Genomic DNA, 26,226 nt, shown 5'->3' on the forward strand with positions numbered 1-26,226 from the left:
CCGTAGATTCTGAATATACTGGTTATGCGTACAGTATTTGGTCCGGAGTCCGATTTGATGAAAACCTCAACCACAGCGGCAGTCCCCGTCGTCGAAAATGATTTATCCCACTGGCAAGCCATGCTTGCCGATAAGACCGCGCTATTCGCCCAGCCAGGCGCTCACCACAGGGCTTTGCTGACTAAAGCTCATGTGCTGCACGAAAAAAAGCTGATTGATAGCGGCGACCTCTGCGATCTGCTTGAGCTGGCAGACGGGGCGCTGGCCTTTGCCATCGAATCAATGCTCGACATCAATAGCGACGAGTAGGGCCTCCACATGCACCTACTAGTCACCCCGATGAGATCTCGCGGCATCGCACTCGACGCTAAGGCACGGCGTCGATACCCCGCGATAAGGGGCAATGTCATGGTCAATTCGGCAGTCAGTAAGGAGTTGGGTCGCGCTACGAATGTCGCGCGGGTGGAAGTGGGCATGCCGCTGGACCCTGATCCATTGCCGGCACTGCTAGACGCAACTCTTGCGGGGATGGGGGTTACGGGTTTTGTTCTGAGCGGAATTGAGTACATCGACGGTTGCGCATACGCACAGTCTTGGTGGTGTCGAGAGAGGTAGCCGAGATTTTCTGGTGGAGCGGTGGATTTATCTAAGCAAACTCAATCGTCCAGTCTATGTGCATACGGGCGAAGAATCGTAGGCACGAGCGTACCCTAGCATGATTGCATTGTGCTGCTATGATCGGCACCGGATAGGTATTGCATACCAATGCAAGCTTAGGGGCAGTTGTCGAACCAAAGGCGCAGGGAAAATACGAATTGAGGTTGCAATCTATGAAGTTCGAAATGGATTTAGGTACTTTTTTAAAAGAAGCGGGCATTACGGCTGCAGAATGGGACAAGTCCCAAGCCGACTGGGAGCAACTATGCCTTATCGCGAACGATTTTAATGCTCAACTCCCTGCCCTAACGAGTGCGGCTGAGCAGATTTCTTCTCGAATTCGGACTTTTGAAGGTGTTCATTCGGTTCGTTGGAGAATAAAAGACACTAATCACCTATTAAAGAAAATCATTCGCAAAAAGTTAGATGAGCCTGTTAAGGAAAAGTGGGCTACAGTAAATGTGGAAGATTACTTGGATGTAGTGACCGACTTGATCGGTGTTAGAGCGCTCCATCTTTTTAAAGATGAGTGTATCGATATTGATTCGTCGATTTGTCACGTCTGGGAAACATGTGAACCTGTGGTTATGTATATCCGAAAGGGTGATGAGCCAATTGCTGCTATTGTAGATAGGGGTGGAATAGCCAAGATACATGATGATGGGTATAGATCAATACATTATATTGTGCAAAGTCAGCCGGAAAAGAAAGTATTAAAAGCCGAAATTCAAGTTAGAACTATATTTCAAGAAGGCTGGAGTGAGATTGATCACAGGGTGAAATATCCAGATCACTCTAAAAACGAACAAATAAAAGTGTTTTTAGATCTTTTTAATGGCTTGGCTGGAAGCGCCGACGAAATGGGGTCGTTTGTTAAAAATTTGACTCAAGTTTTAAGTGAATCGGAAGAGCAAAAAAATCAGGCGATAGAGGCAAGAGAGCGGGCTCTCAGTGAACGTGATGCAGCTATGGCTGATATAGCGGACAGATTGAATGAATTAGATGCCATGAAAAAACAGGATGCAAAATCGCAAGGGATAATAAAACAACTGAAAGAAGATATGGATAGGCTCAAGGCTAGTGAGTCGCCCCAAACTATCTCATGGCCTACCTCTACAAGAAAGGTGGGTGTAAGAGGGTTTGTTCACGGGGTCGGCGCAACACAGAGCGGTCACGGAATAATCGGCTCGGCCGTTGCCGGAATTTGGGGGCATAGAAGCGAAGAGGATTCTATAGTTGTTGATGCAGGAGTTGGGGCTTCACTGGATGCAATACTTCGCGCAAAAGATGTAAAGTGATTACACTCGGAGAATACAATCTAAACAAACAGGCTGTAGTCGAGATGTGATTTCGTTAATGAGCGCCACTTCAGCTTCGGAAGGGGCGGGTTTTTGATCTAAAGAAAATTACAGCGACCAGAGTATTCGGATTTTTTTACCAATTGGACAGCTTGGAGTCATGACAATCAGGAGCCGTCCTACAGATCGCACAGGCGTCTTTTGATAAAAGCACCTCCCTGCGGCGCTGTGTCTTAGCCATGAAAAGGAACTTCTCATGCCCTACGTCCTATAGCGAAATCCAGTAGGTTTACGGGATCTACGAAATAAATGTCGACACGATTAAAGACGTTGCGACGATGATCGGCTGGCGCGGTCTGAGCGGCGAATGGATAGAAAATTTTGATTACAACGAAGCTACGGCGCCCTCGCAAGGGACATTTGTTCAGCGGCACCCCGAAGTGTGAATGTGTTCTGGATGTCACCGATGAATTGGAGCGCGTGTGGGAGTGGATGTCGGTGATTCGTTGAAAACTCGACCCATACAGAATGACCGATATCGAATCTCGCGGTGAGTGGACTTATCTGCACTGCACTGCGCGTTGCTGACTTGTCCTCAACGCGCCTGTGCAGTTGATCTCAGCCTACTGCTATCAACTTCCTACCGATCCACTCCGCCACTTGCGTAACAACGGCGTTTCCGGCAGCGAAAGCCTCTGCAAGGTTGGCCGCATCCAGTCCGAGGCAAAACCCATCATCCTCAGCCGCTCGCTGCCGCTCAGCCATCTTATCCCATCCGTTCGCGTGAGCGACGAAAGTGGTACAGCCCAGAGTGATTTGGGAGCCGGCCTTGCTGGCCAATAGAGTATTGGCAGCCCAGGCATCCGCGGGGCGTGGCCACTGGATCGATTGAGACGCTGGAGGTATTGCGTCCACTGGCGCGGCGTCAGCCAGGAACTCGAAGGGGGGCATTCGTCGATAACCGGCGACCAGGAATACTCGGCGACGTTGCTGGGGGACTCCGAAATATTGAGCATTAAGCACTCGCCAAAATCCCACATACCCGCAGTCCGCAAGGGCCCGGATGACTGTTTCAAAGTCTTGGCTATCGTTGACAGCGAGCAGGTTAACGACGTTCTCAAGGACCACCCAGCGAGGTTGTGTTTCTTTGAGGATTCGTATGACTTCCCAAAACAGGCCGCTGCGTTCGCCACGCAGTCCGCGGTTGTCTCGGTTGCTCTCCCGTTGTCCGGCGACGCTGATGTCCTGGCAGGGGAAGCCGGCAGTGAGGACATCGACGGGGGACAGGTTGTGGGCGCCGCATTGGCGCACGTCTTCGAATTGGCGTGCATGGGGAAATCGATCGGCAAGCACAGCCCGGTTGACCGGGTTGAGTTCAACTTGCCAGGTGCTGCGGTAACCGGCGTTTTCAAATCCGACATCAAAGCCTCCTATGCCTGCGAACAGGCTGCCAAGGGTGGGTTGCTGCATTCATGAACTCGTTGTTCTGGATGCTCGCGGCACGCTTGAGGGAGGCTCTGGGCCTTCAAGTGGTTCAGTGTCCGGCAACGCGGGCACTTGATCTGTAATTCAATGAAGCCGCTGGCTGCGGCGAGTTTGCGGCAGCAGTGGCCGCAACGTATGTCTTGCATTTGTTTTTCCAGTTTTGCGATTCGGCTAGAGTCGTAATTTCGATTGGATCTAAAAAACTGTTATTTCTTACAGTTGGCAAGTGTCGATTGCGCGTTAAAGATAGCAATGCATTGTGCTAAAAATGAAGAGGAGAGATAAATATGAGTAATGAAATTAAGTTTGTGAACGTGCCAGCTACAGGCAGCGAGCAAACGATCAAGGAAATCATAGAAAGAGAACCAGGCGTAAAAGTTAAAACGGTGATCTTCGATAGGGCGAAGAAGACCGCTTTAGTGAATTTAGAAAATGGATCTCGCTCGTATTTGTATTATGATGACGACGTTTATGATGCAACCCTGGCGTTGAAATAGTCTCTTTTGCCGAAAAGTGTTTGGTCTTCGGTAACATTCGGTTTTTTTTTTGATAATGTAATAGTGATAAGTTGTAAAATTCATTTGAAGTCATGTTGGATTTTTTTGCGGTAGAACTGAATGATGTTCAAAACATCCGTCAATTCTTGTAGCCGATGTTTAACTTGATTGCTGGCCGGTGTCGTGCCAGACCTCGCGTGGGCTACAAACTCACCGGCATCGGACGGTGTTGGTATTGGCCCCTTTTTTTTTGCGCGCCAAGTTCAACCATGCTGCGATGTGACTCGGTCACTATCATCCACCGGGCTCTTTCTGTTCTGCTTGCATCCGCCTCCACTCCCGATCGACCGCCCGCTTCGCCGCTTTCTCTGTGGCGTACAACCATCGTAACCGCTTCGGCTTGCTCTGATCCCCAGCCGATAACGTCTTCTCCTTTCCGGTCTTCTTGTCGCGGTAGTGGGCAATGACACCGGTAAAGTCACTGTTGTTCTCGTCGACCAGGTTCTCTACGCTGTCATCCGGTAGCTTGCTCTCCAGCGCAAGGCTGACGGTGTAGCCGTTGTCCGCACTGAGGGTGTGTTGCACGTTCCCGCCGTACCAGATGATTTCATCGATCTCGTCCTTCACTCCCTGGAGTGTGTAAGTGAGTTCCGGAATCAGATCCGGACGCCCCATTGCCAGCGTGTAACTGAGCGTGGCGCTCCCGCGTTGCAGGCGATTGAACTCAGCCCGGGCAGCACGCAGGGCGGACTGGTGGTCGCTGTAGGAGTGGCGCAGGTCCTTGAAGTTTTCGCCGCTGCCGGCAATGGCTTCCTGTTTCTTGGCGCTGTTCACGTCGTAGAAATAGGCGCGCACGCCGTCGTAGCTGTCGCGGTCGGCTTGTAGGTAGCGGTGTTGGTCACCGTCGGCGCGGGTGAGGTTGATGTGCGGCAGCTCGGTTCCGCTGGCGGTCTTGCCACCGCCCGCCGGCAAGCACAGCAGGCAGCCGGCCTTGATGGTGACCACCGCGTCGAACTCCTCACCGATACGGCTGATCAGGTTGGCGTCGGATTCGTTGGCCTGGTCGAGCTGCAGGATGGGCAAGCCTTTGAGGGCGGCGGCGATGGTTGCGGTCAGACCGTTGCCCAAGGCGATGTCGCCGAGGACGTCGCCGAGGGTGGTGTTGCTCCAGCTGCGTTCGCGTTTGGTCTTCAGGCTTTTACGAAAGTCCGCAGATCGAGCGCGGATATGCAGCACGTCCGGGGCGCCGCTGTGTTCGGTTTCATCGACGGTGTAGGTGCCTTTGTCCACCAGGCCGGTATCGCTCCAGCCGAGCCAGAAACGAATGATTGCGCCTTTGGGTGGAATCGCCAGCAGACCGTCGTGGTCGCTGAGGGTAATGGTCAATTGGTCGGCCTCGATCCCAAGGTTGTCCATCAGATCGAGGCTGATCAATCGAGGGATGATCGCTGGGGCGATGTCTTTGTCATCGACAGTGATGCGGATCGCCGGTATGGGATAAGTGGCGTTACGCTGAAAGCGTTCGGCGGCTTCGTTCAAGAAACCGGTCACCCGTGAGAGCGCTGCATCGATCACAGCAAGTTCCTCATGATGCTGACGCCCACGCTTGTCCCGGCACCAATCAGGTCAATGCTGTCGTCGTCAATTCGCTTGAGGCTGAGGTTGAATTCGATCCGGCGTGGTGTGCCGTCGCGGAAAAACACCGTCTTGGTTTCGCTCAAGCTGTCGATCACCCACAGGCCGTAGATGCGGCCGCTGCCTTCCACCATGGGCCACGCCTTGCCGGTGTTGGCCATGAGGCGAAGGGCATCCAGGCTGAGCGTGGTGCCGGCCAGCTCGGGGAGGATGACGCCGGGGAGGGTGATGGCGTCGTCACCGCGTCCCACAAATTGCCGTGCCGGGGCCGCTCCGACACGCGAGTTGCTGGCATGGCGCCATTCGGTCTGGCGTTGCAGTGTTTGATAAGCCGCGGTGGAGAGGCTGAAGACGAACATGCCCAGGGCAAGCATCATGGGGATTACTCCAGGTCGGCCAGTCGGCTGCGCTGACGGGCATCTTTCTCGTACTGGACGCGGGTCAGCTCTGCTCGTACTGCGCGACCGATCGCCAGCGCATCCATACCCGGTGTGGTGTGGATGTTGATTTCGTAACTGTCGTGGCTGTCGAAAGCCGGTGGCGCAGCGGGTTTAAGCGCAGGGCGGTTATCGATATTCCATACGGGACGCGACGGGTCAGTGCGTTGCGGTAGCCTGAGAGCTTTCGCGGTGGCGATGAGTCGCTGACTCATTTCGGCTATCGCATCGATGGGTAGAGTCTGGCGACGTTGCAATCCTTGGGTGGGGTTTGGCATGGTGAAACCGTCCTGACGCAGCGGACGGTTATCGGGTCTCCCTGTCGACGGCGACGGGTCGTTGCTTTGCGTGAATGTGAATGCTCGCGCGGTGGCTGTGATGCGCTGATTCATCTCTGCCATCGCCTCAAGGGGGGCGCTCAGGTGACGCAGCAATCCCTGTGAGTGGGGGGCTGTGATGGAGCCGTCCGAGAGCGAAGTGCGGCTATCGGTTCTTACTGTTGACGGTGACGTATTGAGGCTTTGCGTGAGCGTGCCCGCTCTTGCGATGGCCATGATTCGCTGAGCCGTCTCGACCATCGCACCGATAGGCTCATGCTGGCTGCGCTCCAACCCTTGGGTGAGCCCCGCCATGGTGAAACCACCCAGTTCGGCAAAAACCCGCGAAGGGCTCTGGATGCCGAGCTTTTCCTTGAACCAGCCAATGGTTGAATCGCTGATCTCGCCCATCACGTCTTTGAGCTTGCCGAAGCCTGCCCTCAGCCCGTTGACCAGACCGTCGATGATCATCCCGCCGAACTCGGTAAAGCGGCTGGGCAGTTCGATGCCCAGGTATTTCATCACCGCCGAGAAGGCTCGGTAGAGCAATCCGATCGGGCTGAAGTTGGCCAAGGTTTTGAGGATGCCGCTGGTACCGTCGTTGAACCCGGCTTTAATTTCCTTCCAGGCATCGGTGAAGTACGCCTTCACCGCCTCCCAGTTTTGGTAGATCAGGTAAGCCGCCCCGGCGATGGCGGTGATCGCCAACCCGATGGGATTGAGCATCAGTGCGCGGCCAAGCATGAGCAGTGCTTTGCCAACGAAGGGCAGCACGAACCGGCCGAGCTTCCACAACAGGCTGATCAAACCGGGCAGTCGTATGCCCATCAAAGCGAACATCAAACGTAACGCGGCAAACGGCAACAGTACGCTGGCCGCCACCATCAACAACCCGCCAAGGGCGATGGCCAGTGCGGCGATGATGGCGATGGCTTTGACGAGTCCGGCAGCGAGGTTCGGGTTTTCGTTGGCCCAGCTTTTTATGCCGCGAATGACCTCCGAGACGGACTGAATCAGCCCGCGCAACGGCCCATCCTGCTGGGTTTGCAGCTCGATACCGAGATCCTCCCAGGCACTGCTTAGAGTCTTCAGATCACCCTTGAGGTTATCGGCCATGACGCTTGCCGTTCGCGAAGCTTCGCCCTGGCTTTGCCGCAGACTCACGATGAGCTTTTGCAATTCCCCAGTGCCGGCTTGCTCCACCAGTTGGGCCATGCCTTTGACCGCTTCTTCACCCGCGATGGCTTTAAACAGTCCACCTTTTGAGGCGGTGCCCAGGTCTTTGGTTTTGTCGTAGATCTCGTTGAGAATGTCCGGCAGGTTTCGCAAATTCCCGTGGGCGTCGGCGGTGGTGATGTTCAGTTGTTCCAAGGCCTTTTCCGCTGCCTTGGGCGGGGCGGCCAGACGGTTCATGATTGAGCTGAGCGCGGTACCGCCCATGCTGCCTTGCAAACCTGCGTCACCCAGTTTGCCCGCCATGGCGGCGGCCACCTCCAGCTCAATGCCGTAGGTTTTCGCCATGGGGGCGGCGTACTTCATTGTGTCGCCGAGCATCTGCAGGTTGGTGTTGGAGCGGGTGAAAGTGCCCACCAACACATCGCCCAGTTTGCCCATTTGGCCGGCACTCATGCCGAGTCCGGACAGGATGTTTGAGGCGATGTCTGCAGTCTGTGCCAGATCGGCACCGCCAGCGGCCGCGAGATCGAGCATTCCCGGCATCGCCGCTTTGGTCGCCGTAGGATCGAAACCGGCCATGCCAAGGAAGCCTTGAGCGTCCGCCGCCTGGCCGGCTGTGAATTGGGTTTTACCACCCAATTCGCGGGCCTGTTTGCGCAACGCTCCCAACTCCTCAGCGTTTTTATCAAGCCGAGAGATCGCCTGCACTTTGCTCATGCTGGCGTCGAAGTCGATGCCGGGCGCGAGCATCTTTGCGCCTGCGTACAAAGTCGCACTACCGCCAGCGGTGGCGGCTGCACCTTTTCCAGCCAAGTCGCTGGCGAAATTTTTGGATTTATCGAAGGTCGCGCGAGCCGCCGCCAGTCGTCTTTGTTGAGCGCCCAGTGTCGCCAGACGTTTGGTTTGTTCGCTGATGCTGTTGTTGGTTGCGCGAACCTGCTCTCGCAACTGACGCTCATGGTCGCCGAGGTTTTTGGTGCTGATGCCGGCAGCGTTCAATCGGCCGCGCAGGCTTTGAAGCTGTTCACTGCTGAGTTGATGCTGCTGTTTGAGCTTCTGCGCCTCCCGCATGGCCGCGCGAAAGTCTTTCGACATGGCTTTCGTGGGAGCGCCCATGGCCGAAAACTGCTGGCTGAGCGCCTTGACCTTGTCACGCGCGGCACCCAGGGCCTGTTCGGTTTGCTCGGCTGCTGCACGTTGTGTGCGCCATGCGCTGATGTCTTTCTGTTGCGCGTTGAGTGCCTTGAGGCTGTCGCGCGCCTCTTTCAGCGCGCGGGCGGCGCCGATGCTGCCGTGGTTGATGGCCTTGAGTGGGCGAGTCGCCTTGTCGATGGCACTGAGCAGCACCCGAAGTTTTAAGTCATTCGCCATCGGCGACGCTCCGCACCCTGGCGCGCTCGCGCCATTCCATGAGTTCTTGCAGGCCCAGCTGATCCATATCAGCCGGCGCCCAGTGAAAGACCACCGCGAGGTCAGCCATGGCGTCCTCTATGCAACGAGGAAGGCGTCCGTCTTCACCGATTTCTGCAACAAAAAACCGGAAATCTTGCTGCCACAAGCCAACAGGTCGGCCGGGTCCATGCCAGCGACTTCCGGTGCGGTGATCCCAGGCGTCGTGATGCGCGGCAGGATCTTCATCAGGGTGGCCACGTCCATGTTCAGCAACTCCACCAGGTGCACGCCGCGCAGTTCGCCCGAAGAAGGCTTGCGCAACGTGATGACGTCGATGGTGGTCTTGCCGCGTTTGATGGGCGCGTCGAGGGAGACGGTGTTGTCTTCTACGGGGGACTGCGTTTGGGTGGTTTCGTCGGTGTGCATGGGATCTTCCAGAGGGTGACGGGGAGGTTAAAGGCCGATGGCGGCGCGTTGCTTTTCGAGCAGATCGACGCCGTTGACCTTCTCGATGAAGTTGAGCAAGTCGATTTCGATGATGTCTTCGCTGTCGACGATCAGCTTGTAGTAGGAGCAGGTGGTGGTGACGCTGTGTTCGGTGTCTTCGCCGGGCTCGTGGTCGCCCATCTCGATGGTTTCGTGGCGGCCGCGCAGGACGACTTCCACGGCGCTGACGTCGCCGGTATCGTCTTGTTGAAACGAGCCAGCGAACCGCAGCGCAACGCCCGAGGCATTGACGGCGCCGAACTGGCGCAGGGAAATCAGATCCAAGCCGCCGGTCTTCCATTCGAACTGAATGCCGTCGTCGGAGAAGCCCAGGTCCGCCTTGACCGGGCCGTTCATACCGCCACCGCGATAAGCTTCCATCTTGCGACCCAGCGGCGGCAGCACGACCGACTTCACAACACCGACATAGCTGTTGGCATCGTTGAACAGGTTGAGGTTTTTCAGTTTGCGCGGCATGGCCATGGCGCAGTTCTCCGGTTAGCGATTGATCTGGCTGGCGAAGTTGATGAGGTAGCGATCGGTGATGCGCTGGCGCAGGGTGAGGTCTTCCAGCGGCGGAACCGGGGTGTAGTCATAATCGAGCCAGAGCTTGCCGGCCTTGAGGGTGTCCTTGGTGTTGATGTCTTCGGGGTACCAGCAACTTCCCCCCATCAAATAGCCGGCGGAGACCTTGCTGCGAAACTCGGCGTTGACCCCCTCGATCATGTCGCGCACCAAGGAGGCGTGCAGGGGCTTGTCCATGGCCCACATCTGCGTGCCGGCCATGGTGTCGGCCAGCACTTGCGCGGTGCGGGTGTAGCTCTCGAAAGCGAACAGCGGATCGTCGCTGCAGGTGCGACTGCCCCAGAAGCGCATGCCGCCCTCGTTGATCAGTGTGGTGACCTCGTGGCCGTTGAGGTAGTTGGCGTCGGTGGCGGGGTTTTGCAGGTCCCAGAACACGTCGGCGTTGATGCCGGTGACGCCGTTGACGGCAATGTTGGAGAGGGTTTTGTGCCAGCCGGTTTGCTGATCGATCTTGGCACGGAGCCCGAGGGCGCGAGCGGTGGCAGTGGCGTTGACGGTTTTGTTGGTGGCGGTGTCCCAGCTTAGGAAATCGGGCCAGATGACCATGACTTCCCGTGCGCCGAAATTATTGCGATAGGCGACGGCTTCTTCCTTGGTGTTGCAGCCCCATGCACTGACGTAGCTGAAGGCCCGTAACTGCTGGGCGATGGCCGCGAGTGCGGTGGCGACGGGTAGGGTGTCCAAGCCTGGGACGCCAAGAATGCGCGGCACTAGGCCAAGTCTGGACTTGGCGGCCAGCAGGGCTTTCATGCCGGTGTATTTGCCCATGTCGGTGGTGGTGCCGATCAAGGCGCTGGTGGTCTCGGCTTCATCCTGACCTTCCTTTACGCGGACGACGATGACGTAGGGTTTGGTCTGGTCGGCGATGGCTTGCAAGCTGGCGGCAAGGGTGCCTTTTACACCGGCTTTGCCGATGGCGGTCTGGACGCTGGTGATCAGGACGGGGGTGTCGAAGGGAAAGACCGTCGGGTCGGCATCGTCGGCGGTGCACACCATGCCGATGACGGCGGTGGGGATGGTGCGGATCGGGCGTGAGCCATCGTTGAGTTCGATGACTCGCACGCCGTGTAGGTAGTCGGACATGATGCGGCCTGTGCGGTGAGGGTTAAGTCAGTGCACAGGCTGCCGCGCGCAGGTCAATTCGTCGCGCGGTCGGGGTTGTAGGGGGCATGACGACAACGCGCGTTTACCGACGCTGCTGGCGAGGCTCAATCGGCCAAGTGATGGTGCTGGGGAATTGGTCCTGCTGCTCGATGCGGTTGAGTTCCACGCTGTAGCGCATCCAGTCCATGAGTGAGGCCTGTTCCTCAGAGGTGGCGGTGCCCAGTTTTTCTGCGTATTGAAGGGGGGCAATGCGCAGTTGCGCGTCACGCAGCATGTTATCTCGAAGGTCCAGGACTTGAGCGCTTAGCGCCGCGCGTTGGGCGGATTCGTCGAGTGTCCATTGCCCATCGATCCATTTGAAATGCTCGCCAGGCCACCGCTGGGTTGTGAGCCCTTCGGGCAGTTTTCCCAACTGTTGCCATGATTGTTCCGTGCCGTTATCGGTGCGGAAAACGGTGCCCCGCAGGTCGAGCATTTGCTGAGTCTCTCCATCTATCAGCGCCCAGGTTTTGCCTGAATCTGGTGGGACAAGCACCTTCGGGACTTGCACCGCGTTACCGGGCAGTTGCGGGCCGAAACCCGGAATGGCGGGGAAAGTAACCGGGCCAGAAAGCGCGCCGGCTTCGTCAATCAAATAGGTAATCATCAAGACCTCAAATCATTTTGATACGGCCGGGGTAGGCGACGTTGCGGGGACGGGTTTCTGCGTCGCCATTGCGAGCGATATAGGAAGGTGACGAGTTTCTGCTCACCACATAAGCTTGGTCTGCGGTACTGGGAAGGATTCGAGGCGTAAGAGTGTCATGGCTTCCAGTACCCGATCCAAACGAGATGCCGTGGGTGTGACGTTCAAACGTGCCGGGAGCCCATGATCCGGCAACCCGCCCGATTACTTTCAGCTCCACAGGTCCATCCGATGTTGATGCATGCGAAGCCACTATCACGGAGTCTTTGAATGAAGTGATCGTTGTGCCGGCTGGAAAACCACCCCCCTCTAAAGTCATCCCCAAGGCGATCAGCGAGCGATGTCTTACCTCGGTCATTTCAGTACTGCCTGCTTTTGTCACCGCAGAGACTATCGACTGGTCCACGAGCCTTCCTTCGTCGAGCACTCTGAAAAACTCGCCCCGCACTTCCGGACCGCGAAACGAGGAAACCTGGTCGCCAATACTCCATCCGCCTGCCATGGAGCGCTGTTTTTCCCGGTAAATCATTCCTGATCGTTGGGCGTGATCCCATAGCCATGGCCATTCGTCTCGTTTCAAAAGCTGCCCATTCAAGGCGCCGTAACCTCCCGGGCTGAATTCGATCGTGGTCTCAAACACGGGGCGCCCAAGCGGCGTGTTGTCGAAGCGCCCGACCGGCCACCAGCTTCCCGCCCCATCACTGCGCAAATGCCACCAATCGCCCGCGCCCATCAGCACCAGGAAGGGGTAGCCGGCTGGGTTCAAGTGAGTATGGAATTTCAGGGCGTCTTTGCCTTTGGCCTTGATGACCAGACGATTGATGCTGTTGTCTTTGCGGTGAACAATCACATCGCGTTTTCCCAACTTTGAGTCTGCTGACGGAAGTTGAATGGTCAGTGCACCCGCGCTGGCATCGATCAACACCATCCCCATTTCTTTTGCGGTTAACGTTCGCGATGACGACACCAATGTGAATACCGACCCGGCATTGATCGAGCGATCGACATAGTCGCGGGTGGCCAGCACCACGGACGGGTCAATTTTGAGCTGAATGTTGGCGGTGCCATTGGTGATGATGTGCATCCGCACCACCTGGTTGCGCCCCGTGCCTTGAGACAGCAGCGGTTTGTAGCTGGGCGCCAGATTCGCGACCGCCGAAAACACACCATCCTTATCCTCAAGGGCCAGCTCCCTCATCCACCAGCCGCCGACCTCCGGTGGCAACACCACTTCGGCTATCAAGACGTTTGGATCGGTTGGGGAGACGCGCAGTTGATTAAGCGGAGCGCGATGCACCTGATTGATCAATTGGGTCTGGGATGGATGGGGAACAGGATCGTCGTCGTCCGCGTCACCGATCAGCATGTAGCTCGGTTCCCAGGGAATGCCGAGGGCATCGCAGTTGGTTTTCTTGGCGGCTCCGAGGTGGGTGAGCATGCCGCCGAAAAGGGTGTTCTTATCAACCATGAAGGTGCACGTCCAGTTCGTCGAGGGTGTAAATGCGGGTGCCGCTGTAGCCTTGAATGAATACGTCGATGTCCGGGTTGACCCACGGATACACATCGATTTCGTCGCCGTCATCGAGTGCAATTGTTGAGTAAGTATCGACGTGGGTTTCCAGAATGATGTCGAGGCTGACCAGGTGGCGGGTGAGGGGCTTGGCGTCGTCGATGAGCCAGGTCAGTTCCTGGTACATCTGTTCGGTGATACCGGTTTCGGACACGCTGATGTTCAGGGCGAAGGTAGCGCGCGGGCCGAGCGGGAGGGTCTGCCACCATTCCACGACGTCAATCACAAAGCCCAGCGGCTCGACGACGCGGCGCAGTGAGCCGAGGGTGCCTTTGCGGGAGTGGATGTAGTAGGCGGAGTGGATGGCTGAACGCTTGGCCGATTCGGGCCATTGGCTGTCCCAGCGGTCTACCGAGAAAGCCCAAGCCAGATAGGGTAGCAAGGGCGCGGGACAGAGGTCTGGGTTGTAGAGTTGGCGTAGCGGGATGGGTACGCGCTGGATCTGCGCCAAGGCTCTAGCGGCTTGGTGCTCCAGTGGTGTGGCGTTGGGCGGGAGCAATGATAGGTCAGCCATCATCGAGCCCCAGTGACAGGACAATGTCGGTGCAATAGGGCGCCTGGTAGGGCGTGGCCGTGATGTCGTCCCAATCGTCCAGCACAACTTTGCGCACGCCCTCGACGTGCAGCGAGGCGTGGAGGATGGATTCGGAAATCTCCAAGCCTAATCGACGGCGTTGATGCACAAATTTCGATAGCCGTTCTTTTGCCGCTTTCAGGATCAGCTCTGACTCGGGTCCCGAGGTCAGTAGGTAAAGTTCGGCGCGGATTGTGTAGTTGATGATTTGCGCGCTCTGGACGGTCAGGCGATCCCCTAACGGACGGCGGTCATCGTCGCTGAGGTAGGCTTTAACGGTGGCCAGCAGATCGGCTGAGGCGCTGCCATTGCCTAGGGCTGATTGCACGGTGATGACTGCTTCTGCGGGTTTAGGGCTTTCTGCTGTGGCATCGGCAGCGCGACCGTCGGCGGAACGTGCGTGGAAGATGTAGCTGTTACGTGGGCCGGCTGTGCTGAGACCTTCCCAAGCCATTTGTGCGCGTTCGCGCAGGCTGTCGTCGCTTTCCATTAGCTTTGGCAGCGGCGGTATGGCTGAGGGGGTGGCGACCTGAATGACTAATCGTTTGACGTTGTAGTTGGTGGCCAGGTTCTCGAGGTCGGCGCCCTTGGCCAGCGCCAGCATGTTGGCCACCGATGCCTCATTAACCCGTTGGCGCCAGATCATTTCGCGGTAAGCGTTCTCCTCGAGCAGTTTGGTTAGCGGCTCCGATTCCATGCTGAGGCGTGCGGCGATTTCCGCTTGTTCGTCGGCTGGCCAGAGGCTGATGGCATAGGCTTTGCGCTCGGCAAGGATCTGTTCGTAATCGATCTGTTCGACGATCTCCGGTGCCGGGAGCTGGCTCAGGTCGATGGCGACGAAGGTGTTCATGCGCTGCCTCCCAGTTGCAGAGGAACGCTGAGGCTCAACGTCTCATTGTTATCGACGATGCTGCCCTCAAGCTCCAGGGTTGATTGGCCTGCGAACGTGGCGCTGTGAAATTGCACGCGGCTGAGATTGACGCGTGGTTCCCAGCGCATCAGGGCCATGACGGTGGCTGCATAGACCTGCAACCGGGTGAAGTCGTTGAATGGCTGGTCCACCAGCTCGGGCAACAAGCTGCCGTACTCGCGGCGCATGATGCGAGTGCCGAGGCGGGTGGTCAGGATGTCGGTGATGGACTGGGCGATGTTTTCGACCAGGTCAATGGCGGCGCCGGTTTCTCGGTTCATTGCGGTTGGCCTGTTATGCCGCTGCCGGACATGACGCCGCCGTGGGGGTGTTTGACCAGGCTGATGTTGGCTGCGACTACGTCCACCGAGACTGTGACCTTGCCCGTGATGGTCTGGTTGCCGGTCTGGGTGTAGTTGCCCTCATGGGTGATCGGGCCGACGATGTGGATGCCGCCTTGGCTGATTAATTTGCTGGTAGCTCCTTCGGGCAGCGCTGCGTTCAGGCGGTGGGTGATGCTGTCGTACTCAATTACGGCCCCGTCGCGATAGGTGCGGCGGTGCAGGCCTGCGCGTTCGCCGTTGGCCGGACTGTGGTCGCTAAATATGCCTGCCAGGACAACGCCATTGCCGAGCTGACCGGACGGACTGAATAGAATGATCTGTTCGCCCAAGGTAGGCGGGTCCCATTCCTTGTCGGCACCGGCCCCTACTGCGATCCATGGCAGCCAGCCAGTGGTCAATTTCCCGGTTTCTACGCGCACGCGCGGAGGCTTCATCTGAATTTCGGCGATGGTGCCGTAGCGGATGAGGTTTTCGATCAGTCGGGCGAGGGTGGCTAAGTCGTTCATGGCTTCGATGGTGGCGCCATGTTCTAGTGAGCACACTCTCGGAGCGTTGTATGCTCTCTCTCTACAAACGATGCGAACTTTAGCTACGTTACTTAAGTGGGCAGGAGGTTTTTATGGCAGGAACGGAACGTTCGGCGCGGCTATATCGGATTCTGGATTTCACCAAAGTTGTGCAGATCTTTGAAAAAAAAGAACTGTATTTTGCAAATCCAGGTTCTTGGGAAGATCCATACGAAAATCACATAAAACACTCAAAAAATCATGCGGTCTTCGCACAGTGTTGGAGCCGCACACCAATTTCTGACGCTATGTGGCGAATCTATTCTCAAAATGGAATGGGCGTAAGAATCTCCACTACAGTTTTGAAATTGCGGGCCGCTCTGAAGGATGCAGCAAAGGATAAAAACTATAGGTTTAGAGTTGATAAGGTTGAATATAAATCTCAGGCTGATTTGCTGATTGAAGTAAAAAGTATCGCGGCGGATCTAAATGAAAGTTTTTTTATTAATCGTGCGATAGACGCTCTTTATATTAAGCGAGATGCATTTGAGCATGAGGATGAGTGGAGGGCGACTTTGTATTCCAAGTCTGAAGTTTCTTCAAAGGATCAAAAAGGTTTTACCATTCCGGTTGAGCCTCATGCGTTAATTGATCGAATCCTATTGGATCCTAGGGCGCCAGAAGAACTAATTCAAGCGTTTAAGTTTTATTTTAAAAGCTATTTCAATTACAAGGGGACTGTGCAGCGCTCGGCGCTCTACAGATCGCCAGACCCAATTCATATAGATGAAATAAATGTCGATGATATTTGAATGGGGCATGGGGCGCTCAGTCGATCATGGCGCCTTTGGTGGTGCCATACATGAAAAGCCGCAGTAACAGGCGGCTGTATAAATGCGACCCGCATTGGCCCGTAAATTCTCAGTCAGACTTAACGGGGTAGAGATAGAAGGAACTTGTCAGTTATATCAAATAGCAGATCTGTAGGGTCGCTACCATTTTCCTTCATTTGAAGCATTCGGCAAATTTGCTTGTCGTCTAAAATCATTATAAGTTTTCCTGATTCTCGCATGGCCCCTTGGGTCATTTTTACCGCACTGGCATGGGCACCTTTTCGGGTGAACATGATTGCGACACGCCTTAATCCTTTTTCTAATAAGTATTTTTCTGTCGTGAGAACCTGGCCTTGTCTAATAGGGTCTTCGTAGTTTTTGAATTCGAAGATTATGTACCGGCTTTGCAAATGCTGGAGTACAAAATCCCAAAATTCAGTAGAGGGCTTTATACGGCAAACATAATCAAATCGATTTAGCTCGTCGTCCGTTCTATATTGTGCGCTCCAGCCAGCTAAATGGTCTTCAAAGAGATATTTAAGTATTTTTTCGCATGTTTTTTCATACGTATTCCAATGCGCTTTACCAGGTGGAACACCGCGTAGTTCTGCGGATAATTTGGTGCCTGTAGTATCTGCTGGGCTTGGCTTTATTAGCTCTGGAATTGGTTGGGGGGTTAGCTGAACTTCTGTTTCTATTTCTGTTGGCGAGCTATAAAAGTCTTCGATCGTAGAAGCTAAGTCGTTTGGGTGAATTTCTAAATTTGCGTAAAGCTCTTCGATGAGCTCAGGTGAGTCAGATGCGAGATGAAAAAGCTCTTGCCTATCGATAATGGTAATGCCATACCGTTGGCGTAAATATGCTCGCTGTTCCTGCGTTATAATGCAAGACGCAACCAGCATTCCTCTAGCAATTGGTCTTTTCTCCATTGCTATGCGGATTTGTTTTGCGGCATTGCTAAGTAGTTTAAGTTGCGCTCTTTGCGTTTTGTAGTGCTTTATCTCCACTACCCAAGTTGTGCTATTTTTTCTAATTAGAAGATCGGCGTGCGATGGCTGGGTCTTGAATATTGTAAAATTGTTGTACTTAAGTATTTTTTCTACCAGTTGCTCGAAAATTATACCGGCTTCTATTCTGTTTTCCATAAACTCGCCAAAAGTAAGTTTTAGATATTAAAATTATTGATGAAAGATGCTGTTCAGCTCTTCTTGCGCTATTACTGTATGAGGTGTGAGAACAGATGGTCTTTGATCAAGTCAAAATCAGCTTCTGTAAACCCCAGAGCTTCGCGCTTTTCGTACTTTGTTTTCACTGCGCCACGTTCTGCACTATCTCTCAACCCATACTGATGGACCATCGCAATGCGAGCATTTCGCCCAGTGAACCCTACGCTGATCGCACCGCCATGACCATGAGCCTTCATGAAATTGGCTGTTCGCAGTTTTTTTAGCATCTTCACCTTTAGTTTCACCCTCCCTTGTCCTCCGCGCAAACAGCGTTTTTTCCGTCGTACATACTTACTGCCATCCGGATTGCGCTGAGCAATGATTCGTTGCTGCTGGCTTTGCCGCAACGTTTGACCAAGGCTTCTGCCCAGTCTGTTGCGCGACGCCGGTTCGAGTTGTTCGAGCAGGCCTGACGCCCAGTCTTCCAGCGCTTCCAGATGATTGTTCACTTTGAGACGCTCCATTCGCTGCCGTTACCATTAGCGTTCGGCACCCAGTTTGGGTCGAGAAACGCGGCGATTCGCTGGGGCTCACTAGAATGGCGAACGGTGGTGTTGCCTTCGTCATCCTTACCCACCACCACACGCTCAGTCAGCCGCAGTGTCAAACTCATGTCCACTTTGCTGTTATCGAGGATGTCCACTTCGAACCGAATGCCTTCCGCGGACTTGTTCAGGTTCTCCAGCAGCTCGGATTGATGCACGCTCAGCCAGCCAAGCATCGGCAACGTAACGCTGTCGGGATGCCCTGCGAAGTCTGTCAGGATGATCTGCAAATCAAAGCTGTATTCGAACGACAGGCTCGCTGCGGCAGTGCAGCGAACCTTGCCGTTGTCGATGAACATCAGCAACCGGTCAGGGTTGTGCTTGAGTTCGGCAATGGTGCTCAACAGATGAGAGCGCAGGCTATCGGGTTTGTTCATGGCAGCCTGTGGCGTTGATGTCTGGGTAAGCGATGGAGGATCGAATCATGCGGCCACCAACTGACCACAACCGCAGCTCTCATGCCGTTCGTAGGCGCGTTGGAGCTTGATGTCGTACAGGTTTCGCTGATAGTCCGGCCCATTGTAGAGCTTTGCGAACTCGGCCCATTTGCGTGCCTTCAGTTCCTTGTACAAAGCCGGGTCCGTTTCGATGAAGCGCACGAACGCATCGAACTGCTGCGACTCATCCGCGCTCATGGCCGCAACGAAATCCTGCACGCTGGCGAATCCCAGACGTTCCCAGTGAAAGCCCATGATCTGGAAGGCGCCCCATGACGCGGATTCCAGGGCGGCAATGTCGCTAAGCACGCGAGCGCTGCCCAGCCGCTGATGTTCGGCACTACCGCCGATGTAGCCACCGGCTTTGGGGTTGACGATGGTCGGATGAGCAGCGGCGAGTTGATCGGCGCGGCGTTTGAGGTCGGCGTGGTTTTCGCTTTCGTGTCGAACTTTCGAAAGTCGACGGTACATGATGTGTCGTTCGAACAGGATCACCGGCTTGCCGATATCGAGAAAGCCTCGGCCTTTTGATTCGACTTCGTTGACGGCGTAAAGGGTTGCCAGCGGCACGTCGAGCCGTTGCGCGGCGTTGACCAGGTCGGCGTTTTTCAGGAGTTGCTGGCAGTCATTACCGGCGAGCGCACCCTGCGTTTTGTGGCCGGCGATGCCATCGGCCACCAGACCGATGCGCAACTGATAAGCACGCACGGCCGCTTCGGTGCTGTCGCCGTAATGCCCGTCAACGATCAAACGAGCGCCGTTATTGTTCAGGGTGGTTTGCAGATGGCGGACCGCTTGCGAGCGGTCACCGTAACGTAATGGAATCATCGTGAGGCTTCCTTGCGAATGAAAAATTTCCTGGCTGCTGCGCGGGTTCCTTCCACGCCGAGCAGGCCGATAATGCCACCGAAAAATGGCGCCGTGGACGCGGAAACACCGAGCAACGGAAGGCCATGGCTTGCCGCCATTGCTAACGCGCCGCAGAGCGGGGCTTCGATGGCGATGCTGCGTAACGTGCCACCGCCGTACATGATCCGCAGGGCAGCGATGATCAGTGACAGGAGGCCGGCGTATAGGGTCGGCCAGTTGTGTTCGAGCCAGGCGGCGAGCCAAGCCCAGGTGTCGGGGCGTTCAGGCATGTGTTTCCTTCCATGGATCAGGGTGGGTTCTAGGGCACGGTGTCAATGGGTCAGTCCCACAGGTTCACCATCTGCCGCTGAGGGGCGGCGGTTTGTGTTTCAGGCATTTGCACGGCGAGGCCTTGGGGCAATGTCGGTCCGTGGTCGGCCAGACCGGGATTGGCTTCGAGTACGGCTTCAGTCACACCAGCGGTGCGGCCGTAATGTCGCCAGCAGAGGGCATCGACGGTGTCGTTTTGCTGGGCGCGGACGGTGACGGTCATCAGATCAACTCCACCGTAGTGCGACCGAGGCCGAGGAAGTCGCGCACGGCCCAGCGCTGGTCGCGGCGCAGTTCGTCGATGCTCGGGGTAAGGTCGTCAGCGTTCTGGTTGCCGCTGTTGGTGCTGTCGTAGGAGCGGTAGCGTTCGCAGATTTCCGCACCGGTCGCGGCGTAGATCGCCCGCTTATAGAGGTGGACGTATTGCGACACGCCTTCGACCTGATCGGCCGGGATATCGGCGAGGTTGGGGTAGCCCTCGGCCTGTTTGCTTCGGCGCCACTCGGCGAACTCGCGGTTAACAGTGATCGCGGCAGAGATGGTCGCGGTTTCCAGTCGGACCGCGGTGACGCTGGCGTCGATCCTCAGCGTGCCGCGCACGTCGTCGAGATTGATCGATGGCCAGAAAGCGTCGGTGTTGATGTGGCCGGCGGGTGCTTTGCCGACCGCTACGAATCCGCTCATGGAACTGCACTCTGTGTTAGGTCGCCGGTGGTCGGGGCTTCACGTTCAGGTGCGTGGCCTGGCCGATCCGCCCCGAGCCGGCGGGGTGCGTGGGGACGCTCTGTTAGCCGCCAGTGGCGACGAGTTTGTTGAGCAGGCGATCGGCCCGCTCCAGATCCTTTTTGCCACCGCAGGCGTCGTGCAGCTCGATGGCTTTTTTCAGCCGGTCGATGCCGGCCTGTACTTGACCGGGTTGGCCGGGGAGTTCTTCGGTTATGCCTTCCAGCGTGGCGCGACCCATGGCGAGGAACAGTTTGGCGCGGGCCTGATCGGGCATGTCTTCGGCGTCGGTCAGTTCGGCGGCGCGATGCAGAATGCCCAGGTCGAACGGTTCGTTGATCTTCTGGGCGCTTAACGCCGCGGTGGCGATTTCTTCTGCGACGAGGCAACCCAAGGTGCGGGCGAAGCGGTCCGGCATGACCATTTTGTACTTCAGCACGTACTGGGCGATGTCGAGGCCGCCGCTGAAATCACCGGCATCGAAGCGCCAGACCATGACGGTGGTCATCACTTCGTCCTGGGCACCCAGGCCAGCCTCTAGGACACCTTGTACATAGGGCACGTAGTCGGGCAGCAACTGGCGTTTGAGTTCGGCTTTGCCTTGATTCGACTGGATCTGTTTCAGGCGCAGGCGATCCTGCAGCAGCTGATTGAGCTGGTGTTCGTAGGCGGTGGCGCCGGCCATGGTTTGGTTGGGCTCGACCGCGGCCGCCTCAATGGCGGCCGTGACACGCAGGAAGTGATGACGGCAGGGGTTGGTCATGGTCGTCTGTCTTACGATGCGATTTCGATGTTTTCAGCGAGGGCCGCGCATTCCAGATCCTCGATGACGTAGGCGTCGTTGACTGACTCGTAGTTTTCGATGCGGTCGCGTTTGGCGTTGTCGAGGACGGTACGACGGCGGCTGCCTTCCTGCCAGTAGATCGACAGGTTTTCCAGCTTGATGACCAGCAGCGCGCGTGCGGGGAAGTACGGCACACGCACTGCCGGCAAGTTGCCCAAGCGCTTCTGACTGGTGACGATGTCGACGGCCAGCATTTCGCTCGGGGCGTTGTCTTTGTTGATGATCGGGAAGTACTTGTCGGCCAGCAGTTGGCGACCGCAGATCACCACCAGGTCCGGGTCTTCCTGATACCAGGGCGCAATGAACTCTTCGGCCATGCTGAACACCAGGGCGTCGAGGTTGGTGAAGTCTTTGCCGGCACCGATGCCGATCTTGTCTGTGCCTTCTTTGATTTCCTTCATTACGCGTGCGGCGTTTTCGGTGCGCATCTTTTGCAGCCAGCCGATGTTGACGTCCTGGCGCAGAGGGTTGGTCGCCGGGTTGGAGGTAGGGGCGCGGCTGGTGCCGTTCCAGCCGATCAGGATGCGGTCCAGTGCCTGGCGCTTCAGGATCGCGTCGCGGATGCGCGCCTGAAAGTCGGGGAACTTGGCCCAGGCGTCCAGCTTGCTGTACCGCAGGTGGGTGTCGAAGTTGGTCTGCGAGCAAAAGTAGCCGCGATCATCGAGGGTGGTGATGTCGCTGGTTTCACGATCCTTCTGGGTGGTGTCGGTGGTACCCGCGTTGGGGCCGCCGATGCCCATGCCGATCTTCTCTCCCATCTGCTCGGTGACGCCGTAGATGTTGATCGCGCTGAGGAACTGACTGGATTCCTGCATGCGGGTTTCCAAGGTCTGGGTGACGCTCGGCGAGGTGGCGAACTTGGTGGTGACGTCGGGCACGCCGTGCAGTTTGGTCAACTGCCCGAGGTAAGCGTTGAAGAGGTTGCGGGTGTCGTTGCGCATGGAGGTCGTCCTTGGTTACTCGGGCTGGGTTCAGCAGTCTGTCATGATCTGGTTACCGTCGCCGGTGACCTGAGGGCGTGTCTTCTGGTTGGGGTCTTGGGTGGTCGAGAGTTTGGTTTTCAGCTCGGTGAAGTCTTTGCTCAGTTGGTCGAGTTGGGTTTTCAGACTTGCCGAAAACTGCTTCTCCACGGCCAGTTGGTCGGGCAGGTCTTTAACGTGTTCGGCGATGGTTTCGACGGCTTGGCCGAGCTGGGCGAACTCGGTGTCGTCCTTGGCCTGTTTGCCTTTGAGCAGGGTTTGTACCTTGCTGAAGAGCTGGGCGCCGAGGCTTGGTTTTTCTTCGAACTCTTCGAATTTCAGCTCGGCTTCTACGGCTTCGGTGAACATCGAGGTTGCGGAGTAGTGCCGGTCCTTGAACGGGCTAACGTCGGGCTTCTGCGCTGAGAAGGCGAGTACGTCGGTACCGAGGCTGGCCGGGGAGTCGGTCACGGCCAGACCAACGATGTAGGCCTCACCGGTGTCGGCGAAGCTGTCGTCGATTTCAATCGAGGTGTAGATCTTCTGTTTCGCTTTGTTCATGGCGATCAGATCGGCGGTCGGCTCGACTTGGGCGAACAGCGCCAGTTTCTTCTGACCGTTGATGTCGATTTCTTCTGTCTTCACGGCGAGGACATCACCGTATGCCTTGAACGGGCTGTCTGGCAGCAGGCTGCGGAAATGCTCCAGCCAGATGCGGGCGCCGTAGGTGGTCGGGTTGAAGTTTTTGGCGGCCTGTTCCAGCCAGTCGCGTTTGATGGTGCGCTTGTCCGAGGTCGCGCCCTCGACGGCGACGCGGAACCAGTTGCTGCGGAATTTCTTCATGCCGGGGAATTCTCAGTGCGTTGCAATGAGGGGCATGTTCGGGTCGCGCGCGGGTGGCGGCAATGAGGCGGGACTGTAGGCGGGGAGGGTACATGGGGCGGTGCTACTGAGTCGCGGGCTGGGGCGGCAGCATCGTGGCCATGACCACGACCGCACTGTTGCCCATCGATCCCCGCCGGCAATCCAAGTTTCTGTATTGGATGGGGTGGCGTGTCTGCGAGATCGCCGAAGCGACGGGGGAAAAGGAGAAAACGCTGCACAGCTGGAAGGCCCGGGACGCTTGGGACCGGGCGGACAATGTCGAGCGCATCGGCGGGGCGTTGGAAGCGCGGTTGGTGCAACTGATCCTCAAGGACGGTAAGAGCGGCGGCGATTTCAAAGAGATTGATCTACTGCACCGGCAACTTGAGCGGCAGGCACGCATCCAGCGCTTTCAGGGTGGCGGTACCGAGACCGATCTCAATCCGAACCTGGCCAAGCGCAACGAAGGGCCGAAGAAGAAAACCCCGAAAAACGATATCAGCGAAGACCAGATCGAGCTGCTGCGCGAAGCGTTTATCGATGGCTGCTTTGACTATCAGAAGGATTGGTATCGGGCTGGCAACCAGCGCACCCGCGTCATTCTAAAGAGTCGGCAGATTGGCGCGACTTACTACTTTGCCCGTGAGGCGTTTATCGATGCCCTGGACACGGGGCGGAACCAGATTTTCCTGTCAGCTTCGAAGAACCAGGCCTATCTGTTTCGCGGCTACATTCTGGCGTTTGCCCGGGAGGTGATTGGGGTTGATCTGACTGGTGACCCCATCGTCCTGCCCAACGGTGCTGAGTTGTATTTTCTCGGCACCAATGCGCGTACCGCACAGGGGTACCACGGCAATTTCTACTTTGATGAGTTCTTCTGGACGTTCAAGTTTGAGGAGCTGAACAAAGTCGCCTCTGGCATGGCGATGCACAAGAAGTGGCGCAAGACCTACTTCTCGACGCCGTCCAGCATGGCCCATGAGGCGTACACCTTCTGGACGGGCGAGCGGTTTAACAAGGGCAAGCCCGCGGCACAGCACACGAAGGTGGACGTGTCTCACGGTTCGCTCCAGCAGGGGCGGTTTTGTGAGGACCGGTTGTGGCGGCAGATCGTCACGATCCTTGATGCGGAACGGGGCGGTTGTGATCTGTTTGACATCGAAGAGCTGCGCCGCGAATACAGTCCTGAGGCCTACGCCAATTTGTTGATGTGTGAGTTTGTCGACGATGGGGCGAGCATCTTTCCGCTGGCGTTGTTGCAGTCGTGCATGGTCGATAGCTGGGTTGAGTGGGCTGAGGACTACAAACCTTTCGCCATGCGGCCGTTTGGCGACCGGCAGGTGTGGGTGGGGTATGACCCGGCGGAGACGGGTGACTGTTCGGGGCTGGTGGTGGTCGCGCCGCCGTTGGTGCCGGGTGGCAAATTTCGTGTGCTTGAGCGGCATCAGTTTCGGGGGATGGATTTCGCTGCGCAGGCGTCTTTTATCAAGGGTGTGTGCGATCGGTACTGGGTGACTTACATCGGTATCGATGTCACCGGGCTGGGTAGTGGTGTGGCGCAGTTGGTTCGCCAGTTCTTCCCGGCCGTGACCACTTTCAGTTACTCGCCCGAAGTAAAAACGCGGTTGGTGCTTAAGGCCTACGACGTGATTCACAAGGGGCGGCTGGAGTTTGATGCGGGCTGGACTGATATGGCGCAGTCGCTGATGGCGATTCGTAAGACCGTCACTGCTGGTGGGCGTCAGTACACCTATACCGCTGGGCGCAACGACACCACCGGCCACGCCGATCTGGCGTGGGCGCTTTTTCATGCATTGCACAATGAACCGCTTGAAGGGCAGACGGCTGCCAATACTGGGCGGATGGAGATTTATTGATGACGGAACAACTGGCCAACCAGACGCTGCCCGCTGCCACACCTACTACCGGTGCCGGGACCCAGATGTTTTCTTTCGGCGAGCCTACGCCGGTGCTGGGTGGCAGGGAGGTATTCGATTACTTGGAGTGCTGGTTTAACGGGCGGTGGTATGAGCCGCCGTTGTCGTTGGATGGTCTGGCGCGGTCGGTTGGGGCCAGCGTGCATTTGCATTCGGGGTTGATGTTCAAGCGCAACTTGCTCAGTAAGACGTTTATCCCGCACCCGTTGTTGTCGAGGGCGGCGTTTGAGCAGTTTGCGTTGGACTTTTTGTGTTTGGGCAACGGTTACCTTGAGGCACGGCAGTCGATGCTTGGCAACACGCGGCAATTGGTGCCGCCTCTGGCGAAGTACATGCGTGTGGGGCCGGAAGGGCGGTATTACCAAGTGCGAGGGTGGAAGGATGAACATGCGTTCGAATTTGGAAGCATTTTTCATCTACGGGAGGCGGATCTACACCAGGAGATTTATGGACTGCCGGAGTGGATCAGTGCGTTGCAGTCGGCGTTGCTTAATGAGTCAGCCACTTTGTTCCGTCGCAAGTACTACGAAAACGGCAGTCATGCGGGCTTCATTTTGTACATGACCGATGCCGCGCAGACGGAGACCGATATCGATGCCCTGCGCAAGGCGCTCAAGGATTCCAAGGGACCGGGGAATTTCCGTAACCTCTTTGTATATTCGCCATCAGGCAAGAAGGACGGCATTCAACTGATACCAGTCAGCGAAGTGGCCGCCAAGGACGAGTTTAACTCGATCAAGAACCAGACCCGAGATGACGTGCTGGCCAGCCTGCGGATTCCTCCGCAGTTGATGGGCATCGTGCCGCAGAACGCGGGGGGCTTTGGATCGATCAGAGAGGCGGCGCAGATCTATGCGGCAAACGAACTGGAGCCCATTCAGTCGCGAATGTTGCAGCTGAATGATTGGGCTGGAGAGGAGATTGTGCACTTCAAACCATACGAGATTCCCGCGGGCATTGCGCAATAAACCTGGTGCGTGTTCTATCCAGGTCTAATACAGAAAGTCCGGCAGTGGCCGGA

The 26,226-nt window shown here is 56.6% G+C and carries 32 protein-coding genes; 7 read left to right on the plus strand and 25 right to left on the minus strand.

Annotated features, from left to right (window positions below):
* The first annotated feature begins 57 nt into the window (after window positions 1-57).
* From ACYZTY_RS08495 to ACYZTY_RS08505, 3 genes are all read left to right on the plus strand, one after another.
* The gene (locus ACYZTY_RS08495) at window positions 58-309 is read left to right on the plus strand and encodes a hypothetical protein (protein WP_461958076.1); all 252 of its coding nucleotides are present in this window, start codon (window positions 58-60) and stop codon (window positions 307-309) included.
* 9 nt (window positions 310-318) lie between these two features.
* Window positions 319-615 carry a hypothetical protein gene (locus ACYZTY_RS08500; protein ID WP_461958077.1) on the plus strand — a complete coding sequence of 99 codons (297 nt, stop codon included), beginning with the start codon at window positions 319-321 and terminating at the stop codon, window positions 613-615.
* Between the two features lie 215 nt (window positions 616-830).
* Window positions 831-1,955 (plus strand): hypothetical protein, encoded by a 1,125-nt coding sequence (locus tag ACYZTY_RS08505; protein ID WP_461958078.1) that lies wholly within the window; start codon window positions 831-833, stop codon window positions 1,953-1,955.
* 618 nt (window positions 1,956-2,573) lie between these two features.
* Here ACYZTY_RS08505 and ACYZTY_RS08510 read toward each other — a convergent pair.
* Together ACYZTY_RS08510 and ACYZTY_RS08515 are read right to left on the minus strand one after the other, a co-directional pair.
* The gene (locus ACYZTY_RS08510) at window positions 2,574-3,425 is read right to left on the minus strand and encodes a DNA cytosine methyltransferase (protein WP_461958079.1); all 852 of its coding nucleotides are present in this window, start codon (window positions 3,423-3,425) and stop codon (window positions 2,574-2,576) included.
* On the minus strand, window positions 3,386-3,586 hold the full coding sequence (locus ACYZTY_RS08515) for a Com family DNA-binding transcriptional regulator (protein WP_258667936.1): 201 nt from the start codon (window positions 3,584-3,586) through the stop codon (window positions 3,386-3,388). Before ACYZTY_RS08515 ends, ACYZTY_RS08510 begins: the two co-directional genes overlap by 40 nt.
* Before the next feature lie 141 nt (window positions 3,587-3,727).
* Here ACYZTY_RS08515 and ACYZTY_RS08520 point away from each other — a divergent pair, with 141 nt between their 5' ends.
* Window positions 3,728-3,937 carry an RNA-binding protein gene (locus ACYZTY_RS08520; protein WP_461958080.1) on the plus strand — a complete coding sequence of 70 codons (210 nt, stop codon included), beginning with the start codon at window positions 3,728-3,730 and terminating at the stop codon, window positions 3,935-3,937.
* A 294-nt stretch (window positions 3,938-4,231) separates the two neighbouring features.
* Here ACYZTY_RS08520 and ACYZTY_RS08525 read toward each other — a convergent pair whose 3' ends face one another.
* The 13 genes from ACYZTY_RS08525 to ACYZTY_RS08585 form a co-directional block, all read right to left on the minus strand.
* Window positions 4,232-5,512 (minus strand): phage late control D family protein, encoded by a 1,281-nt coding sequence (locus tag ACYZTY_RS08525; protein WP_461958081.1) that lies wholly within the window; start codon window positions 5,510-5,512, stop codon window positions 4,232-4,234.
* Entirely contained in the window at window positions 5,509-5,949 is a 441-nt protein-coding gene (locus ACYZTY_RS08530) for a phage tail protein (protein WP_461958082.1), read from the minus strand. The genes ACYZTY_RS08525 and ACYZTY_RS08530 overlap by 4 nt, the downstream gene beginning before the upstream one ends.
* A 5-nt stretch (window positions 5,950-5,954) precedes the next feature.
* A complete protein-coding gene (locus tag ACYZTY_RS08535) occupies window positions 5,955-8,873 on the minus strand; it encodes a phage tail tape measure protein (protein WP_461958083.1) in 2,919 nt (972 codons plus the stop codon).
* Complete coding sequence (locus ACYZTY_RS08540; protein WP_111450164.1) at window positions 8,863-8,982, minus strand: GpE family phage tail protein; 120 nt, start codon at window positions 8,980-8,982, stop codon at window positions 8,863-8,865. The genes ACYZTY_RS08535 and ACYZTY_RS08540 overlap by 11 nt, the downstream gene beginning before the upstream one ends.
* A gap of 8 nt (window positions 8,983-8,990) precedes the next feature.
* Complete coding sequence (locus tag ACYZTY_RS08545; RefSeq protein WP_461958084.1) at window positions 8,991-9,320, minus strand: phage tail assembly protein; 330 nt, start codon at window positions 9,318-9,320, stop codon at window positions 8,991-8,993.
* 27 nt (window positions 9,321-9,347) lie between these two features.
* On the minus strand, window positions 9,348-9,863 hold the full coding sequence (locus ACYZTY_RS08550; protein WP_461958085.1) for a phage major tail tube protein: 516 nt from the start codon (window positions 9,861-9,863) through the stop codon (window positions 9,348-9,350).
* A 15-nt stretch (window positions 9,864-9,878) separates the two neighbouring features.
* Complete coding sequence (locus ACYZTY_RS08555; protein ID WP_461958086.1) at window positions 9,879-11,048, minus strand: phage tail sheath protein; 1,170 nt, start codon at window positions 11,046-11,048, stop codon at window positions 9,879-9,881.
* Window positions 11,049-11,151: 103 nt separating this feature from the next.
* Window positions 11,152-11,715 carry a tail fiber assembly protein gene (locus tag ACYZTY_RS08560; protein WP_461959276.1) on the minus strand — a complete coding sequence of 188 codons (564 nt, stop codon included), beginning with the start codon at window positions 11,713-11,715 and terminating at the stop codon, window positions 11,152-11,154.
* Between the two features lie 7 nt (window positions 11,716-11,722).
* Entirely contained in the window at window positions 11,723-13,222 is a 1,500-nt protein-coding gene (locus ACYZTY_RS08565; RefSeq protein WP_461958087.1) for a phage tail protein, read from the minus strand.
* Window positions 13,215-13,838 (minus strand): phage tail protein I, encoded by a 624-nt coding sequence (locus ACYZTY_RS08570; RefSeq protein WP_461958088.1) that lies wholly within the window; start codon window positions 13,836-13,838, stop codon window positions 13,215-13,217. The genes ACYZTY_RS08565 and ACYZTY_RS08570 overlap by 8 nt, the downstream gene beginning before the upstream one ends.
* Window positions 13,831-14,748, minus strand: a complete 918-nt coding sequence (locus tag ACYZTY_RS08575) for a baseplate assembly protein (protein WP_461958089.1) — start codon at window positions 14,746-14,748, stop codon at window positions 13,831-13,833. Before ACYZTY_RS08575 ends, ACYZTY_RS08570 begins: the two co-directional genes overlap by 8 nt.
* Window positions 14,745-15,089 (minus strand): GPW/gp25 family protein, encoded by a 345-nt coding sequence (locus ACYZTY_RS08580; RefSeq protein ID WP_461958090.1) that lies wholly within the window; start codon window positions 15,087-15,089, stop codon window positions 14,745-14,747. Before ACYZTY_RS08580 ends, ACYZTY_RS08575 begins: the two co-directional genes overlap by 4 nt.
* A complete protein-coding gene (locus tag ACYZTY_RS08585) occupies window positions 15,086-15,658 on the minus strand; it encodes a phage baseplate assembly protein V (RefSeq protein ID WP_461958091.1) in 573 nt (190 codons plus the stop codon). Before ACYZTY_RS08585 ends, ACYZTY_RS08580 begins: the two co-directional genes overlap by 4 nt.
* 113 nt (window positions 15,659-15,771) lie before the next feature.
* On the opposite strand from ACYZTY_RS08585, the gene ACYZTY_RS08590 reads away from it, so the two are divergent.
* Window positions 15,772-16,470, plus strand: a complete 699-nt coding sequence (locus ACYZTY_RS08590; RefSeq protein WP_461958092.1) for a DUF2971 domain-containing protein — start codon at window positions 15,772-15,774, stop codon at window positions 16,468-16,470.
* A gap of 119 nt (window positions 16,471-16,589) precedes the next feature.
* On the opposite strand, the gene ACYZTY_RS08595 is transcribed toward ACYZTY_RS08590, so the two are convergent.
* From ACYZTY_RS08595 to ACYZTY_RS08640, 10 genes are all read right to left on the minus strand, one after another.
* Window positions 16,590-17,636: a restriction endonuclease gene (locus ACYZTY_RS08595; RefSeq protein WP_461958093.1), complete on the minus strand. Its 1,047-nt coding sequence runs from the start codon at window positions 17,634-17,636 to the stop codon at window positions 16,590-16,592.
* 71 nt (window positions 17,637-17,707) lie between these two features.
* The gene (locus ACYZTY_RS08600; RefSeq protein ID WP_461958094.1) at window positions 17,708-18,166 is read right to left on the minus strand and encodes a phage virion morphogenesis protein; all 459 of its coding nucleotides are present in this window, start codon (window positions 18,164-18,166) and stop codon (window positions 17,708-17,710) included.
* Entirely contained in the window at window positions 18,163-18,639 is a 477-nt protein-coding gene (locus ACYZTY_RS08605; protein ID WP_461958095.1) for a phage tail protein, read from the minus strand. Before ACYZTY_RS08605 ends, ACYZTY_RS08600 begins: the two co-directional genes overlap by 4 nt.
* A 45-nt stretch (window positions 18,640-18,684) precedes the next feature.
* Window positions 18,685-19,527: an N-acetylmuramidase domain-containing protein gene (locus ACYZTY_RS08610; protein ID WP_461958096.1), complete on the minus strand. Its 843-nt coding sequence runs from the start codon at window positions 19,525-19,527 to the stop codon at window positions 18,685-18,687.
* Window positions 19,524-19,838, minus strand: a complete 315-nt coding sequence (locus ACYZTY_RS08615) for a phage holin, lambda family (RefSeq protein WP_461958097.1) — start codon at window positions 19,836-19,838, stop codon at window positions 19,524-19,526. The genes ACYZTY_RS08610 and ACYZTY_RS08615 overlap by 4 nt, the downstream gene beginning before the upstream one ends.
* A gap of 50 nt (window positions 19,839-19,888) precedes the next feature.
* On the minus strand, window positions 19,889-20,101 hold the full coding sequence (locus tag ACYZTY_RS08620; RefSeq protein ID WP_461958098.1) for a tail protein X: 213 nt from the start codon (window positions 20,099-20,101) through the stop codon (window positions 19,889-19,891).
* A complete protein-coding gene (locus ACYZTY_RS08625) occupies window positions 20,101-20,562 on the minus strand; it encodes a head completion/stabilization protein (protein ID WP_461958099.1) in 462 nt (153 codons plus the stop codon). Before ACYZTY_RS08625 ends, ACYZTY_RS08620 begins: the two co-directional genes overlap by 1 nt.
* A 103-nt stretch (window positions 20,563-20,665) precedes the next feature.
* The gene (locus tag ACYZTY_RS08630) at window positions 20,666-21,364 is read right to left on the minus strand and encodes a phage terminase small subunit (RefSeq protein WP_461958100.1); all 699 of its coding nucleotides are present in this window, start codon (window positions 21,362-21,364) and stop codon (window positions 20,666-20,668) included.
* Window positions 21,365-21,375: 11 nt separating this feature from the next.
* A complete protein-coding gene (locus ACYZTY_RS08635; protein ID WP_461958101.1) occupies window positions 21,376-22,386 on the minus strand; it encodes a phage major capsid protein, P2 family in 1,011 nt (336 codons plus the stop codon).
* Between the two features lie 30 nt (window positions 22,387-22,416).
* A complete protein-coding gene (locus tag ACYZTY_RS08640; RefSeq protein WP_461958102.1) occupies window positions 22,417-23,247 on the minus strand; it encodes a GPO family capsid scaffolding protein in 831 nt (276 codons plus the stop codon).
* A gap of 140 nt (window positions 23,248-23,387) precedes the next feature.
* Here ACYZTY_RS08640 and ACYZTY_RS08645 point away from each other — a divergent pair, with 140 nt between their 5' ends.
* Entirely contained in the window at window positions 23,388-25,145 is a 1,758-nt protein-coding gene (locus ACYZTY_RS08645) for a terminase ATPase subunit family protein (RefSeq protein WP_461959277.1), read from the plus strand.
* Between the two features lie 65 nt (window positions 25,146-25,210).
* Entirely contained in the window at window positions 25,211-26,173 is a 963-nt protein-coding gene (locus ACYZTY_RS08650) for a phage portal protein (RefSeq protein WP_461959278.1), read from the plus strand.
* Window positions 26,174-26,226: the final 53 nt, after the last annotated feature.

Source organism: Pseudomonas sp. LB1P83 (assembly GCF_054897885.1).

What these genes read in the sequence shown, in the direction of transcription:
- ACYZTY_RS08625 (WP_461958099.1), bottom strand. Translation starts at nt 20,562, where the DNA reads ATGAGCGGATTCGTAGCGGTCGGCAAAGCACCCGCCGGCCACATCAAC.
- ACYZTY_RS08610 (WP_461958096.1), bottom strand. Translation starts at nt 19,527, where the DNA reads ATGATTCCATTACGTTACGGTGACCGCTCGCAAGCGGTCCGCCATCTG.
- ACYZTY_RS08550 (WP_461958085.1), bottom strand. Translation starts at nt 9,863, where the DNA reads ATGGCCATGCCGCGCAAACTGAAAAACCTCAACCTGTTCAACGATGCC.
- ACYZTY_RS08530 (WP_461958082.1), bottom strand. Translation starts at nt 5,949, where the DNA reads ATGATGCTTGCCCTGGGCATGTTCGTCTTCAGCCTCTCCACCGCGGCT.
- ACYZTY_RS08565 (WP_461958087.1), bottom strand. Translation starts at nt 13,222, where the DNA reads ATGGTTGATAAGAACACCCTTTTCGGCGGCATGCTCACCCACCTCGGA.
- ACYZTY_RS08585 (WP_461958091.1), bottom strand. Translation starts at nt 15,658, where the DNA reads ATGAACGACTTAGCCACCCTCGCCCGACTGATCGAAAACCTCATCCGC.
- ACYZTY_RS08540 (WP_111450164.1), bottom strand. Translation starts at nt 8,982, where the DNA reads ATGGCTGACCTCGCGGTGGTCTTTCACTGGGCGCCGGCTGATATGGAT.
- ACYZTY_RS08520 (WP_461958080.1), top strand. Translation starts at nt 3,728, where the DNA reads ATGAGTAATGAAATTAAGTTTGTGAACGTGCCAGCTACAGGCAGCGAG.
- ACYZTY_RS08535 (WP_461958083.1), bottom strand. Translation starts at nt 8,873, where the DNA reads ATGGCGAATGACTTAAAACTTCGGGTGCTGCTCAGTGCCATCGACAAG.
- ACYZTY_RS08630 (WP_461958100.1), bottom strand. Translation starts at nt 21,364, where the DNA reads ATGACCAACCCCTGCCGTCATCACTTCCTGCGTGTCACGGCCGCCATT.
- ACYZTY_RS08590 (WP_461958092.1), top strand. Translation starts at nt 15,772, where the DNA reads ATGGCAGGAACGGAACGTTCGGCGCGGCTATATCGGATTCTGGATTTC.
- ACYZTY_RS08505 (WP_461958078.1), top strand. Translation starts at nt 831, where the DNA reads ATGAAGTTCGAAATGGATTTAGGTACTTTTTTAAAAGAAGCGGGCATT.
- ACYZTY_RS08500 (WP_461958077.1), top strand. Translation starts at nt 319, where the DNA reads ATGCACCTACTAGTCACCCCGATGAGATCTCGCGGCATCGCACTCGAC.
- ACYZTY_RS08570 (WP_461958088.1), bottom strand. Translation starts at nt 13,838, where the DNA reads ATGGCTGACCTATCATTGCTCCCGCCCAACGCCACACCACTGGAGCAC.
- ACYZTY_RS08635 (WP_461958101.1), bottom strand. Translation starts at nt 22,386, where the DNA reads ATGCGCAACGACACCCGCAACCTCTTCAACGCTTACCTCGGGCAGTTG.
- ACYZTY_RS08510 (WP_461958079.1), bottom strand. Translation starts at nt 3,425, where the DNA reads ATGCAGCAACCCACCCTTGGCAGCCTGTTCGCAGGCATAGGAGGCTTT.
- ACYZTY_RS08640 (WP_461958102.1), bottom strand. Translation starts at nt 23,247, where the DNA reads ATGAAGAAATTCCGCAGCAACTGGTTCCGCGTCGCCGTCGAGGGCGCG.
- ACYZTY_RS08605 (WP_461958095.1), bottom strand. Translation starts at nt 18,639, where the DNA reads ATGAACAAACCCGATAGCCTGCGCTCTCATCTGTTGAGCACCATTGCC.
- ACYZTY_RS08575 (WP_461958089.1), bottom strand. Translation starts at nt 14,748, where the DNA reads ATGAACACCTTCGTCGCCATCGACCTGAGCCAGCTCCCGGCACCGGAG.
- ACYZTY_RS08545 (WP_461958084.1), bottom strand. Translation starts at nt 9,320, where the DNA reads ATGCACACCGACGAAACCACCCAAACGCAGTCCCCCGTAGAAGACAAC.
- ACYZTY_RS08595 (WP_461958093.1), bottom strand. Translation starts at nt 17,636, where the DNA reads ATGGAAAACAGAATAGAAGCCGGTATAATTTTCGAGCAACTGGTAGAA.
- ACYZTY_RS08560 (WP_461959276.1), bottom strand. Translation starts at nt 11,715, where the DNA reads ATGATTACCTATTTGATTGACGAAGCCGGCGCGCTTTCTGGCCCGGTT.
- ACYZTY_RS08620 (WP_461958098.1), bottom strand. Translation starts at nt 20,101, where the DNA reads ATGACCGTCACCGTCCGCGCCCAGCAAAACGACACCGTCGATGCCCTC.
- ACYZTY_RS08515 (WP_258667936.1), bottom strand. Translation starts at nt 3,586, where the DNA reads ATGCAAGACATACGTTGCGGCCACTGCTGCCGCAAACTCGCCGCAGCC.
- ACYZTY_RS08580 (WP_461958090.1), bottom strand. Translation starts at nt 15,089, where the DNA reads ATGAACCGAGAAACCGGCGCCGCCATTGACCTGGTCGAAAACATCGCC.
- ACYZTY_RS08645 (WP_461959277.1), top strand. Translation starts at nt 23,388, where the DNA reads ATGACCACGACCGCACTGTTGCCCATCGATCCCCGCCGGCAATCCAAG.
- ACYZTY_RS08495 (WP_461958076.1), top strand. Translation starts at nt 58, where the DNA reads ATGAAAACCTCAACCACAGCGGCAGTCCCCGTCGTCGAAAATGATTTA.
- ACYZTY_RS08555 (WP_461958086.1), bottom strand. Translation starts at nt 11,048, where the DNA reads ATGTCCGACTACCTACACGGCGTGCGAGTCATCGAACTCAACGATGGC.
- ACYZTY_RS08615 (WP_461958097.1), bottom strand. Translation starts at nt 19,838, where the DNA reads ATGCCTGAACGCCCCGACACCTGGGCTTGGCTCGCCGCCTGGCTCGAA.
- ACYZTY_RS08650 (WP_461959278.1), top strand. Translation starts at nt 25,211, where the DNA reads ATGTTTTCTTTCGGCGAGCCTACGCCGGTGCTGGGTGGCAGGGAGGTA.